This window comes from uncultured Merdimonas sp. (assembly GCF_963929015.1).
In the GTDB taxonomy this organism is placed as follows: domain Bacteria; phylum Bacillota; class Clostridia; order Lachnospirales; family Lachnospiraceae; genus Merdimonas.
Genome location: NZ_CAWVHE010000011.1, coordinates 138,914 through 152,813, shown reverse-complemented (window position 1 = coordinate 152,813; position 13,900 = coordinate 138,914). Strand labels below are relative to the sequence as shown.

Annotated in this window: 10 protein-coding genes and 1 tRNA gene; 2 read left to right on the top strand and 9 right to left on the bottom strand. The window is 50.5% G+C overall.

Annotation, left to right across the window (positions count from 1 at the left end; translation table 11 throughout):
• Nucleotides 1-15: 15 nt before the first annotated feature.
• On the bottom strand, nt 16-891 hold the full coding sequence (gene sdaAA, locus ABGT54_RS06045) for an L-serine ammonia-lyase, iron-sulfur-dependent, subunit alpha (RefSeq protein ID WP_204908980.1): 876 nt from the start codon (nt 889-891) through the stop codon (nt 16-18).
• Nucleotides 892-921: 30 nt separating this feature from the next.
• The gene (gene sdaAB, locus ABGT54_RS06040) at nt 922-1,590 is read right to left on the bottom strand and encodes an L-serine ammonia-lyase, iron-sulfur-dependent subunit beta (protein WP_346663265.1); all 669 of its coding nucleotides are present in this window, start codon (nt 1,588-1,590) and stop codon (nt 922-924) included.
• Nucleotides 1,591-1,739: 149 nt separating this feature from the next.
• Here sdaAB and ABGT54_RS06035 point away from each other — a divergent pair, with 149 nt between their 5' ends.
• Both ABGT54_RS06035 and ABGT54_RS06030 read left to right on the top strand, forming a co-directional pair.
• Complete coding sequence (locus tag ABGT54_RS06035) at nt 1,740-2,861, top strand: DUF4317 domain-containing protein (protein ID WP_346663264.1); 1,122 nt, start codon at nt 1,740-1,742, stop codon at nt 2,859-2,861.
• A gap of 79 nt (nt 2,862-2,940) precedes the next feature.
• Nucleotides 2,941-3,023: transfer RNA gene (locus ABGT54_RS06030), tRNA-Leu, on the top strand.
• A gap of 159 nt (nt 3,024-3,182) precedes the next feature.
• On the opposite strand, the gene ABGT54_RS06025 is transcribed toward ABGT54_RS06030, so the two are convergent.
• From ABGT54_RS06025 to ABGT54_RS05995, 7 genes are all read right to left on the bottom strand, one after another.
• Entirely contained in the window at nt 3,183-4,160 is a 978-nt protein-coding gene (locus ABGT54_RS06025) for an NlpC/P60 family protein (RefSeq protein WP_346663263.1), read from the bottom strand.
• A 31-nt stretch (nt 4,161-4,191) separates the two neighbouring features.
• On the bottom strand, nt 4,192-4,362 hold the full coding sequence (locus ABGT54_RS06020; RefSeq protein ID WP_346663262.1) for a hypothetical protein: 171 nt from the start codon (nt 4,360-4,362) through the stop codon (nt 4,192-4,194).
• A complete protein-coding gene (locus ABGT54_RS06015) occupies nt 4,355-4,648 on the bottom strand; it encodes a phage holin family protein (RefSeq protein WP_346663261.1) in 294 nt (97 codons plus the stop codon). Before ABGT54_RS06015 ends, ABGT54_RS06020 begins: the two co-directional genes overlap by 8 nt.
• A gap of 16 nt (nt 4,649-4,664) precedes the next feature.
• The gene (locus tag ABGT54_RS06010; RefSeq protein WP_346663260.1) at nt 4,665-4,958 is read right to left on the bottom strand and encodes a hypothetical protein; all 294 of its coding nucleotides are present in this window, start codon (nt 4,956-4,958) and stop codon (nt 4,665-4,667) included.
• Nucleotides 4,959-5,040: 82 nt separating this feature from the next.
• On the bottom strand, nt 5,041-8,331 hold the full coding sequence (locus tag ABGT54_RS06005) for a phage tail spike protein (RefSeq protein ID WP_346663259.1): 3,291 nt from the start codon (nt 8,329-8,331) through the stop codon (nt 5,041-5,043).
• Complete coding sequence (locus ABGT54_RS06000) at nt 8,332-9,816, bottom strand: distal tail protein Dit (protein ID WP_346663258.1); 1,485 nt, start codon at nt 9,814-9,816, stop codon at nt 8,332-8,334. It lies immediately after the preceding gene.
• Nucleotides 9,813-13,874: a phage tail tape measure protein gene (locus ABGT54_RS05995; RefSeq protein ID WP_346663257.1), complete on the bottom strand. Its 4,062-nt coding sequence runs from the start codon at nt 13,872-13,874 to the stop codon at nt 9,813-9,815. Before ABGT54_RS05995 ends, ABGT54_RS06000 begins: the two co-directional genes overlap by 4 nt.
• Nucleotides 13,875-13,900: the final 26 nt, after the last annotated feature.

Here is a 13,900-nt window from a genome sequence, read left to right as displayed (position 1 = left end):
TTCTCTGTTCCAGAATTACAGGGTAAGCCCCAGTCTTTTCACGACTTCTGCCGCTACCGGCGTATTGGCCACACCGCCGTATCCGGTCTCGCGAAGGCTTACATCCATCTTGTCTCCTACTTCTTTCATCGCGTCAATGGTCTGATCCACCGGGATCTGGCTGACGATCCCTGCCAGCGCCATATCCGCGGCTGCCAGCGCATTGACTGCGCCGCCTACATTTCTCTTCACACAGGGGACTTCCACCAGGCCGCCTACCGGGTCGCAGACCAGACCCATCAGATTCTTTAATGCCATGGCGCAGGCGTCTCCCAGCTGCTCCAGGGCGCCGCCTCTGACATAGCAGATGGCCGCCGCCGCCATACCGGATCCGGAACCGATCTCCGCCTGGCATCCGCCGGAAGCACCCGCCAGATATGCCCGATTGGCAATGATCTGTCCGATGCCGGCTGCCACATACATAGCCTCGATCATCTTTTCTTCCGGAACCTGATATTCCTGATAATAAGTCACCAGCACCGCCGGCAGCACGCCGCAGGCTCCCGCCGTAGGCGCTGCCACGATCCGCTTCATACAGGCATTGTTACAGCCCATCTTCAGGGCGTTGGTCATCACTTTGGCCATAAAATCACCACAGAGGGTGTCGCCCTTTTTCTGATAAGCTTCCATCAGCCCGCCTTCTTTTCCTACCAGGCCGCTGGCAGACATCTCGTCCGGCTCATAGGCTGCGATCCCGTCCAGCATCGCCTGCCACATGCCTTTCATTCTTCTCCAGGAATCTTCCTCTGTGATCCCGTTCTCATCCATATCTTCCAGCTGGATGGCTTTCCAGAATTCGATCCCGTCTTTTCTACATCTTGCATACGCTTCTTCTACTGATTGATATGACATACGCTTCTTGCTCCTCCACTTTCTTAGACTCTACGCTCCATTTGCCTTCAGGAAAATGACCTTCAGGATGCCTTCCTTGCTCTCCAGCGTGTGGATCACTTCTTCGGAAACCACCTGGTCCGTCTCCACTACCATCACCGCAAATCCGCCTCTCTTATCGCGGAAAACAGTCATCGTAGCAATATTTACATTTTCCTTGCTAAGCGCCGCGGAAACTTCTCCGATCCGTCCGGGCTGGTCCACGTTCCGCACGATCAGCGTGTTGCTCTCGCCACTGAAATTCACATCGATCCCGTCCAGGCTGCTGACGCGGATCCGTCCGCCGCCAATGGAATAAGCCTGGATCGTCATCGTCTTTTTCCCTTCCGCATCCATAACGATCCGTGCGGTATTGGGGTGCGCTCCTTTCAGATCCTTATTCTCAATCACAAAGTCCATCCCCTGTTCCTTCGCGATCTCAAAGCTGTGCGGGATCCGCATATCGTCCGGCTTCATCCCCAGAAGTCCTGCGACCAGCGCTTTGTCTGTACCATGCCCTTTGCCTGTCGCCGCAAAGGAACCGTGAAGATATACGGTGGCTTTTTGCGGCTGCACACCAAACAGCTGTCTGGCAATCTGGCCGATACGTACTGCTCCTGCCGTGTGGGAGCTGGAAGGTCCTACCATGACCGGTCCTAAAATGTCAAATATACTTCCCATCTGTTTTTCCTCTCTTTTCTTTATTTTGACATGTATCTACTCTCTATTATAATAGAATGACAATTCGTTTACAATGTATAATTATTGTGGTATTCTATTTTCACGTCCGCAAACTGCGGAACAGTTTCACAGACAAGGAAGTGCATGTTATGAACAAAAAAGAGATTCTCGAGATCCGCCGGCAGTTTACTCCGGAAAACTGCGCCATCACCCGGATCTGCGGCTGTTATGTGGATCACGAAAAAGAGAAAAAATCCGAATTAAAAAAAGCCTTTCTTTCCCTTCCGGAAGAAGAAGCTTTCAAATATTTTGACATCTTCCGCCATACCCTTTCCGGCACCCTGGGGAAAAATATGATCAACATGGAGTTTCCTCTGGAACAGGAACTCTCCGGCGGCACCCAGGAATTTCTCCTGAAGCTGCGGGAAAGCAGACTGGAAGACGATCTGCTGGTGGAAGAATTTTATGATAAGGTCATCGAATCCTACGATTACCCGGAAAATTATTACATTATCCTGATCCACGCGGTCTACGATGTGCCCGGAAAAGCTTCCGACGGCGAGGAAATGTTCGACGCTTCGGATACGGTCTATGAACATCTGATGTGCAGCATCTGCCCGGTGAACTTAAGCAAAGCCGGCCTAAGCTACAACGCCCACACCAACAATATCGAGGACCGGATCCGTGACTGGGTGGTGGATATGCCCGTGAAGGGATTCCTCTTCCCGGCCTTTACTGACCGGGCGTCCAACGTCCACCAGGTTCTCTACTACAGCAAAAAGCCCGAAGAGTTAAGCCCGGACTTTATCAGTAATGTTCTGGGAAGCGAGATCCCACTAAGTGCAGGCGACCAGAAAACCTCCTTCCAGGCCATTGTCAGCGATACTCTGGGAACTTCCTGCGATTATGAAACCATCCGTAATATCCACGACAATCTGAATGAAATGCTGGAGGAAGCCAAAGAGGCGCCGGAGCCGCTGGAATTATCCCGTCCCGACATCAAACGGCTGCTGGAAAGAAGCGGCGCGTCCGAGGAGCAGATGTCGGCCTTTGACCGGGAATTTGAGGATGTCATGGGAGAACAGAAAACCGTGCTTGCCTCCAACATCGCCAGCACCCGCACCTTCCAGATTGAAACGCCTGACGTGATCGTCAAGGTCAATCCGGAGCGTTCCGACCTGGTGGAAACCCGGGAGATCGACGGCCGGCGCTGTCTGGTGATCGCCATTGACGACCACCTGGAAGTCAACGGAATCGAAATCCATCCATAAGCCGGCAAAAAATTTTTCAAAAAAAATGCAAAAAGTATTTGCCAAACAGATTATTTTATGGTATGATACTTTTTGTCGAGCGGAGATGGCGGAATGGCAGACGCGCTAGATTCAGGTTCTAGTGGGAGCAATCCTGTGAGGGTTCAAGTCCCTTTCTCCGCATTTTCTATTTTTTATAACCCCTTGAAAACACAGCGTTTTCAAGGGGTTTTTGATTCTCAAATTACAATATGGAGCAAACATGGAGCAAACTGTTTTTTTACAAAAGATGGTACAATATTCCAAATATCCCCGGAGCTTTTGGCGGCCCCGGGAATCTCATTATACGCCGACCGCTTTGTAGTCAAGCAGAGTGCCGTCCTGGGCATAGGCCTCGAACTGGATGATGTAGTTCGTCCCCGGATCCGGGACAAAGCTCGCCCACTGGCCATCGAACTGCGTGAACCATTTCTGGATCGTGCAGTTGTAGACCTTCATCTTCAGCGACGCATCCGCATTATTAGATGAGCAGCCGATCAGGATGCTGCCGTCACTCCGGTAGGCAGCATATGTGCCATTGATCACAGTACCGGTACCGGCATCCGTGCCGATGGTCTTGGTGTCGATCAAATGTGCATTTTTCTGATCAAGATCATAAAGCTGGCACTGCACCAGGTAGCCGGATCCACTCTTGTTTTTTTTTAGGCAGATCCAGTTGCTGGCTGTCCAGTCCACCAGCGTCTCCCAGGTACCCTTTGCCACGTCGTACAGCAGCCACTTAAACCGTCCCAGGTTCCCTGGCATCGAGAAGTTAAAGCCGATGTCCAGTGTCTCCTTCTTTTTGATGAACACCGGGGCTCCAAGCCCCTGCCCCTGATATCTGAGCACACAGTCCCAAGGATAGTTATAATACGCCCGGATGTTCGTTTCGTTCCCCGTCTGATCGCCCGGGGTCCCTCCAGTGGCCGTTCCTTTTTCATTGATGCTGGCCTGAACTAACTGGCCGTTCCCAAGATGAACCGCCACGTGATAAGTGTGGTTTAACAAGATGTCGCCTTTTTTCATTCCGCTTCCTGTGGCACGGTTCACACTTCCAGACACATCGACAAATCCAAGTTTTGTCAGCACAAAGTACATGTTACCCGTGTAGGTCGCCCCTTTACTCTTCGCCGGGATCCCGGCGTGTTCTAATGCACTGATGACCGCACTGGAGCAATCATAATCCCCTTTCTCGCCCCACCGATATTGCTGGTCATAACCGTGCAGCGGATTATTAGCCAGCTCAATCATCCAATTACAATACATGTCAATCTTACTCATTATATCTCCTTTCTGTTGCGGCGTCGCAACGCTATACAATCCTTATCCGCCAGTGCCCGGCGGTTCTGGTCCAGACATCAATCCAGTCACCGTCCCGGCGCACATGATCCACTTGCTCACTGCGGCAGATCATAATATATACAGATGCCGGGAGCACATAACTATGCTCCCGGATAATTCTATCAATCTCATTGTCATTCATTTTTATTTGCCTGTTTGACAATCTGATTAATATAAGTAGACAATCCTGCCACCAGGATTCCCTGGACAATCGCTGTGAATACCGCCATTGCAATGTCCTGTCCGGTTCCCAATGGACTGTTACCCAGCACCCAGATAGCGCACAGCGCAATGCCAACGCATCCCAAGATAATCGGGATATGCTTATCCTTCACAGCCTGCGCCTGTTTCAGCCCCATACCGATAAAGTACAGGACTACCGCCACAACGATCAGTTCCGGTTTCACATAATTCATAATCTGTTCCATTTGTTTTACCTCTCTTTTAATTTTTAATCGGCAACTCTTCTACTTCTTCCAGGAGATGTGTGACCATGCCGTTTCCTCCCAGGGAATGATATGCTTCGTACATCTCAATAAAATTCTGGATCCCATGTTTCGTAACATACCCCCGTGCCATCCATTCCTCATGATACTCTATAAGCTGTACACGCAATAGGAGCATAGTCCCCTTACTATTCGCATCACGCTTTTTGTTCTGTCTCTTAAGCAACCAGACAATATATCCAAGAAGAATCGGAAGTATAATGGTATACGTCTCTAATAGCAGTTCTTTCATCGAAATTCTTCTCCTTAATTTTTTATGCAATAAAAATAAGACCTGTTACGGTCTGTCCCTGATCCCCATATATTCCTCCTGCTTAAAACCATACTGCTAAATAGCATACTTTAAAGTATGCAGCCGAAGCCCCGCCGTTTTTCATGTTCGCGGTGAAGCCAGTTTTTGTGAAGTTTTTGACCGCACATTCCACGCCACCGGCGGTAGATGTATATGGCGTAGCAATAACAACATCTGGAGCTGAACTATGACTCTTTTCGAACGTAACCACAAGATCTGACCTAGCCCCGCTATTGATCAATACGCTTTCCGTTGTTAATGCAATCTCATAGTCTTTGAAATATGGTATTGGATAATTCTGAACCTTTGGCTGCCGCTCAAACGATATTATCCCGTTTCCATCAACGGTAAATGAAACCTGTCCAAGATTTCCAAAGTCATTGTTTGGATAAACACTTAGGCTTTTTCCATCAAAAGCAAACGTCTGGTCTCCAGAGTTTCCTGTTATCATCACTCCATTTCCACTAAAGGATGCGACTTTCTTAGACCCTTGCATAATATCCAGCGAATCACCATCGATATATACGTGATACCCGCCGGGATTCCCGATCGTGGCCGTGCTGGCATACACCGGTTCCGAGCAGACCCGCCAGTACGAGCCATCGTATGTAAATATCACCGTCGCTCCTGCCGCCCAGTAAGCATAGCGGACACCTTGCGTATAAATTGCCTTCGCTCCTGTCCCTCCAACATTCAGCGTCGGGCTTGCCGCATTGTTAGCATAAGTAAACCTCACCGCCACCGTAGCCCCGGCCTTCAAGGTAAGCTTGCCCGCCGCCAATGTGGCCACTTTTGCTACTGTTGCCGATCCGGTGCCACAAGTGGCATACAGCATCTGACCATCTTTCCCTGCCGCCCCGGTTGGTCCGGTAGGTCCTTGAGGACCTTGTGGGCCCGTTGCTCCTTTGTCTCCTTTGTCCCCTTTGTCGCCTTTTAGCTCTACAGAAGATGGGGTCCAGTACAACGGAACATTTACATCCCCTTCATACATTGCACACCATTCAATTATTGTCCACACTCTAGAATCGGACGGATAATTGTAGAATCTAACATCCCTCGAGTTAGTAATTGTGCTTGGCGATGTCACTACCTTTCTTACCGTTACAGTCTGGTCTTTTGTTGTTATAATGCTGCCAGCAGCGACATTTGAGTTATTCCACCACATTCCCAAATAAGCATTGGCTTCACTATTTGCAAATCTTCCTCGCATCACAACCGTATACTTTGTGTTTGGCTTAATATCTGTATCTGTTTGATATAATGCAGCACGATAATTGGAATTTGAAACTTGCACATTTGATTTAATGAGCATGTTTCCATAGCCTCCCGGAAGGCCAGTTGCGCCGGTATCGCCCTTCGCTCCGGTATCGCCTTTATCGCCTTTGATCTTAGACCAGGCATACTTCGACGGATTACTGCTGTCTGCCGCAGTATAATCAGTATATTGCCCGATATACAGCTTATTGGCGCTATCTGTTACAGAGAAGCCGCTGGAACCATCTGCACTGTTGGCATAGGCAATATGCAGATATGGGGTCTTCCCATCAGCTCCCGGTTTCCCAGGCGTGCCCTGGCTTCCGTCTGCTCCTTTGATCTTGCTCCAGGCGTAATCACCCGGATCCTTGCTGTCCGTTTCGGTGAAGTCCACATACATTCCAACATATTCCCGGTCACTGTCAGATACAGAGAAGTCCGTCTGCCCATCCGCACTGTTGGCGTAGGCAATGTGTGTGTAGCTGGTTTTCCCATCTGTCCCATCTTTTCCAGGGATCCCCTGGTCGCCTTTCTCTCCCTGCAGGCCCTGAAGCCCTCTCTCCCCGGGATCTCCTTTATCACCCTTCTCGCCCTTCTCGCCCTTCTCGCCCTTCTCGCCGTCAGACACATTGCTTACGGTAGCCTCGCAGACGCCCCGCAGGATTCCCGCAGCGTCCACTGCCTCAAAGCGATACACTGCCTTGCCGCTGATATCCGATGCGTTGACAGTGATGGATTTGCTCATTTCCTGCAGCACACCATCCTTTTTCCATGAAATCGTCATGGAATCGGTCAGGTCTGTCCCTGCATCCATCACAGATGCCGTCAAGGTTGTCTGCCCCTCCCCGTTCTTAAAGACAATGCCATTGTCCGTAAGAATTGAGCAGGTATAAGTCTTATTTGCATCAACCAGTGCTTGCACCTTGGAAAGTAGCGACGGATCAATTTGGCTCTGAAGCTCCCGGAAGTTGCTGAATGTGGTCTTGTTTCGTGTTGGATCCGTAAAGCTGCGGATCTGCTCCGACACCCTGGCATTCAGATACAGAACAGGCGTATATTCTTCATCCACGATATTCACCGTGTCTCCGATTGCCGTATCAAAATACCCGTCCACATCATAACTGACCTGCGGCTCGCAGATCTTTTTCAGCTCCGCAAGCGCCTGCCCGTACAGCATCTCCGCGTTGTCAGTATCATAGGACCATACCCGCAGGATATACCCGTCCTCTTTTTTCGTCAAATTCGACGGGAAGCGGTTTCTGGCCTGTACCGCCCGGATGCAGTTATCTCCGGAAGGGCTGTTGAATTCGATATTGCCATTTTCATCATATTCCGTTTTAACCAGGCTCGTGATCTGCAGTCCGTCTTTTCCGGTTGGCCGGATGGCGGTATACAGATCTGTGATGTCAGATGTCTTCGTGATCCCGCTGATCTCTTTCCCATACCGCAGCGTAATGTCTGTCCGCTCCCGCCCGATTCCCTGATAATTGTCCGAGTGCTCCCGGTACACATTCGCCACAACCCTCTTCAAGGAGTAGTTGTCTGCAAGCTCCGTCACAAACTCGATTTCCGCCGAAAACACTGTCGCAAGAGAATACAGCCTGGCAAGAAGTGTCTGCGTGCCAGTCCATTCATGCGTGATAGTTTTATCAGATACTTCATTCAGTCCAAGAACCGTGCTGCCTTCCGGATCCAATGCTGACCAGTATTCCGCAAATGTCATTGCTTTTGATGCTTTGTACGCTTCCTTTTCCTCGTTCAGCAGCTCAAACAGGAGCCCGTAACACTCTGCCCGGATCTCCTGTTCATCCTTCTCCACATGTACGATATTCAAATAGTAGTCTTTTCCGGCCCACTTAAACGCCAGCTTATTTCCCTCAACAATATACTGCCCGTCATCATGCTTTGCACTTGTTGCAAAGGCAAATGTATACGCACTGCCCTGCAGGTACTCATGCAGCTCATCATCGTAATAATGCAAAGCTTCCGGCGCGGTATTATCCATATAAGTCAACACCTGATCTGCGTGATCCAGAATTGCGATCCTTACATTTTCCATTTACAAATACGCCTCCCTTATCCTTGCTGTGATCGTTGGTTTGGGGTCACAGAAATCCGATACAAAAAACTGCACCTTTGTGTTTCCAGGCGGTGCGTGGAAGTAGGTGCTTCCTGTGATCTCATCCCCGGTAATATTCATACCGTTCCGGTAGATCTTTGTAGCCGCCCCGTCAACAAATATCACATCACCGGCAACATATCGGTTCGGAACATCCCGCCATTTCTCCACATTGACCTTTTCAAATGTAAATGCGCGAAAACAGTTCCTTTTCACATATTTATCTGACAACCCCCTCGCATCATATTGCGAGATTGATATCTGCACTTTTTTACACTCCACATCTGCCAGCTCCGGCGCAGTTACAACCTGATAAATCCCACCGTAATACATTGTAATTTTATCGCCCTCTTTGCGGACACAGTTATGCCCGCGTTCCTTGTCATATGGGTTCAGCGTATCATAATAGATTGATGTAAAATGTTCCTTGCGGACGACATTCCCGTTCACAAGAAACTCCACAAAAGCGGTATTCCCCACCACATCCGTCTTATAAATCTTATAGCCGCAGATCACGCTGTTGTCCGCATCGAGGAAAACGATGCCCTGGACACCAGTCTGCCCTTCCTTGTCGGACTCGAACCAGTGCCGGAAATAACTGTAAAAATTTTTTGCGCCGACATGTCCCTCTGAATCCGCCGGCAGGGTCAGAGTACGCATACCGCCGTTCCATTTCCCCGCCTGCGGTGCAGATCCTTCGGACGTCAGCACAAGATAGGTCTCCCCTTCCTCTACGGATGCGCCAAGCGTGCCAGCCATGTTGTGGGCAGGGTTCATATAGTTTGTCCCGTGATCATCCTGCTGATCAAGCAGATCCTCAAATGTTGCCAATACCTCATTTTGCTTATAAGTCTCCCCATCTACTTCGTCAATCTTGCCGATCTGTATTGCTCCGTACTCTGATACAATGCCAACATACCCATTATCATGATTGTTGTGTACTATCTCATAGCTGACTGGGACTGCCTCTGTCCCATTATTCACGACCGTAACTTCCAGTTCCCCGTTATCATTAGTCTCGGCCTGGAAGCTTTTCTCTACCGTAGCGTGTGCAACGCCATCAGGGATGATCCAAGTGATGGTTCCTTCTCCTAATGGGCCTTCTTCCGAAAAGTCGAGGTCTCCGCTTGGAATAGCATAAAACACTCTGTCAGGGATGCTTTCGAAAACCAGCGGTTTCGGCTCACTGACATTTAGAATTCCCATGAGTTTATCATACTTTTCCTCTAAATCATCTGTCATGGTAAATGGCATAGGGATCGCCTTGCTTTTATAAGTAGTATAAGCAAACTCGCTCCCTTTTCGTGTTCCGCTAGTCCCCAAAAGTTCTGGGGACCAGTCAACTCCTATCGAAGGCGTGAAATCTTGCAGGACATCTATAATCTCTCCCAATTCTACGCCATTAAATTTCACGGAATATGTCATGACTTCTCCCCCTTCCATACCATTTTATTTAGCTTATTCTTACGATTCAGTTGATCCTGCATCGGATCCACCATTGCAATTGCCGCCTGTCTGCCATTGATAAGCGACTGCACAACAAACGGCCGCTTAGTCGCCTTTTCCAGTACTTTTTCCAGTTTTTCAATATCTGCATCAGCAAGCTGCACAGTTTGATTCCTCTCCCGTTCCTTCCATGCCAGATCTTCTTGTGCTTTCACTGTAGCTATCATATTCTCTGCCACTCTCGATTTCTTATCATCCACAGCAAAATATACCTTTGACATAGTTTCCGGGATGTCAAGTTCCTGCAGCTTAGCCTGCAATGCATCTGGGTCAAGCGCATCCAGCGTTCGAGCAGCCATATCTTCCACAGCTTTTACAGGGACATCCGCATTTTCATCAATTCCAATGCCAAGACCTAAGTCAAAGTTCTTACCAGAATTTTTTGTTTTTCGAGATGGGGATTTCTCGGACAGTGCATTTCTCAAAGCGTTATAAGCACTCATAGCTAACTCTGCAGCTGCCGAAGCTGCTCTACCAAGCCATTTACCAATCCCACTTACAAAACCCGCTCCAAAATTAGAACCAGACGAGGTTCCGTCCGCTGTACTTGCACCACCTTCGGCGCTGTCCCCTAAAAGAACTCCTTGGTTTCGAGCTTCACCGGATTTGCTTCCAACTCCGGACGCATACTGCGAACCGAACTTTCCGCCTGTCCCAGATGGGTCCTTACTTCCCGCGCCGGAGTCCGCGCTGCTTGCAAGAGTGGATCCTGCCCCTCTCGCAGTCCCAGACTGACCTGACACACCGGATCCAAACAGTGCGCCGAAGATCCCACCTGTTCCGAACGGGTTCACGCTTCCCGCGCCGGAATCTGCTGCGTTAGCATTCGCCTGGCCAGCTGCCCTTGAGTTCTCACTCTGGGAACTAACACCCAGACCAAAAAAGCTCATAACCGTTGATCCGATCCCCATCAGCGTTTCGCCGAGACCAGATTCCTGGAATTTCGCCAGGAAACTTGCAATGAATGTTCCAGCTGCAGACAATACACCTTCCTGGTTATTTGTGATACCGTTTTTAGCGCCCTCCATCGCCAGCCGGAATATTTCTTCTGTCGCGCGTGACGGAGAGTGTTCCTGCAAGGCTTCACGAAGAGAATCCAGAAACGCATCTGCACCTTCTTTTGCCGGATCGGCCAGCTGATCGAACCCTTCCAGCCCTTCTAACGCTCCATAGATTGCCATCGCAAATGCTTCCTTGGTTTCATCATCCAGGCTGTCAAACTGCTCCAGCATTCCCTGGACAGCCCCGCTTGCCTCTGCAGATAACTGTCCCCGCATATTTCCGGCCACCAGCGCAGCCACCGCTTCCGGCGGTACTTTCGCCAGTTCAGCGGCCGTCTGTGGCGCCACCTTTGCAAACTCTTCCAGGGCGGATGTTGTAGCACTCTGGGCCTGCGTCAACATGGCTTGGGTAAATCCGGGAGTACCTTTTTCCACCTCCTGGCGGATCAGGTTCTCCATGTTTGCCACGTCCACTACCTGCTGCTGCAGTTCTTCCGCTGTTGCAGAACTGGCCGTTTTGATACCTGCTGTAATCTGGCTGATTGCCTGTTCTATTGCTTCCGCATTCCCGGATGCAGCTGCTTCTGCCAGTGCAGTGTACATGTCAATGTCATTTGCATACTGCGCCAGGAGTGCTGTGTTCTCCTCATAGGCGGCCTTTTGTGTCTCATAATCTTCCTGCGCGGAATCCAGGTCTTCCTGCCGCCTCTTGATCTTTTCCTCAAGAGTACTTACCAGCGCCTTGTTCCCATCAATCACCGCCTGCTGATGCTCTTTTTCCAGTGAATCCAATTCGGCGCTTTCCCGTTTGACATCGTTCTCGGCCTGCTTCATAGCCGTATAAGCCGCTGACGCCTCGGATGCCGCCTGCATCTGATTCGCAACTGCCTCTTCATACTTGGCCTGCTGGGCAGTCATAACTGCTTCGATCCGCTTCTGTTCGATTAGATTTTGGATCTGCCCCTGCAGTTCCTGATAATTCCCAATCACACCATCAGTCATAGATATTTCCAGGCCCAGAGCGCTGGATAACTGCGATGTGATAAACGCAGCCCGGTCTTCTTCTCCAGCCTTCACCCGGCCATTGGCATCCACGATGGTATTCAGTTCATTGTTCAGCTGACGCAGCCTGTCCATCTGGGCTACATCACCTGCAGCCTGCTCATTCTGCGTCTGAACAAATTCTTCATAGGATCTCTTGCGTTCCTGCGCTGCTTCCAGGTTTTCCTTTGCCGCCTCGACGTTATCCCGAAGAGCCTGCGAGTGTTCCCGCTCCGCCTCCGTCTCCCGATTTTTCACAGCTTTCAAAGCTGTACCAACAGCCAGGAGAGCCGCTGTTCCTGCCACTGCGACGCCGATCGGGTTTGCGTTCATCGCCGTGTTTAAGGCTGTCTGTGCCTTTGTCCACAGTCCCGTCAATGCCGTTGTCGCAGTAATCTGACCATTATATACGGCCAGAAGCGTCTGCCGCAATGTCAGGCCGCCATTCGTGGCCACCAACTGCAGTGCATTGGCTTTTTCCATCGTTGTAAGGGCCGCCGTAGCTGCTGCGTTTGCTTTCGTAGCCGTTGCCGTTGCTTTGCTGATCGCGGAATATGCTTTCATTCCGGCCGTCACGCCTACAACAACCGGAAGGGCTGCATCAAAATTTTCGGCCAGAAGCTTTGCCCCCGCCCCGATGACAGGCAGGATTCCGCCGGCAAGATTCGCCCCTGTGGTAGCCACGTTTTTCAGCGGTGTTACTAATCCCGCTGCAGCCTTGCTTGTTCCGGCAATGTCGTCCGTCACATCATCTAATACTTCTCCCAGTTCCGCAGCTGTGGCGCTGATGCCACCTGTCTCAAACGCAGACTGCAGGCGCTGGACATATCCGATAGAATCAGACACGACCTCTGCCATGGGATCTCGAATCCCGTCATAAAGACTGATTGCAAAATCATCCACGTTATTCTTCAGGATCTGTATCTGGCTTTCCAGCGTCTGATATCTCTTCTCTGCCTCGTTTGTCAGCGCATTGTTCTCATCCCATGCCTGTGTAGCGATACCAAGAGATTCAGACAACACATCACCGGCTCCGGCCAGACGCAGAAGAGCATCCCTCTGCCGGATCTCTGTAATCTCCATGTCTGCCAGCGTAGCGATCGCACTCTGTCCGCGGGATTCCATGTTCCCAAGACCTTCCACGAATGCAACAAGCGCCTGCGCTGCATTTTCCCGGAACGCCTGCTGAAATTCTGTTGCCGACATACCGGCCACGTTTGCGAACTGTTCCAGCGACTCTCCACCCTGCTCAACGGCAAGCTGCATCTTTGTCATGACTGTAGATACGGCCGATCCACCGGCATCCGCTTCAATGCCGACCGATGAGATTGCTCCCGCAAGTCCCATGATCTCGGCTTCCGTCATACCCACCTGGTTGCCGGCACCGGCAAGCCGAAGAGCCATTTCCGTAATCTCTGCTTCCGTCGTGGCCAGGTTGTTGCCCAGGGCAACGATCGTAGACCCAAGACGGTCAAAGTTTTCCTGCGGCATCTGCGTGATATTGGCCAACCTTGCCAGGGATGTTGCTGCCTCTGTGGCTGACATGTTTGTTGCAACGCCAAGGTCCGACATCGTCCGGGAGAACCCAAGGATATATTCATTCTGGATCCCCAGCTGGCCGGCAGCCTCCGCCACGGAAGATATTTCCGCCGCGGTCTGTGGAATCTCTTTTGCCATATCCCGGATCCCGCTCCGGAACTGCTGTATCTCTGCATCCGTAGCGTCTACTGTCTTTTCAACACCCGCAAATGCAGACTCGAACTGGATACCCGTCTGCAAGACATAGCCGCCAAGCTGCATAATCTCCGAACCAATCTTTGCAATACCTAATGTCGCAATACCGGCCTTGAAGATCTTCCCCAGCTTCGACATGGCCTGCTCGGCTTTCGAATTATCCAGTTCTGTTGTTATCTTAATTGTTCCATCACTTGCCATACGTCACGCTCCTAACATGACGCAAA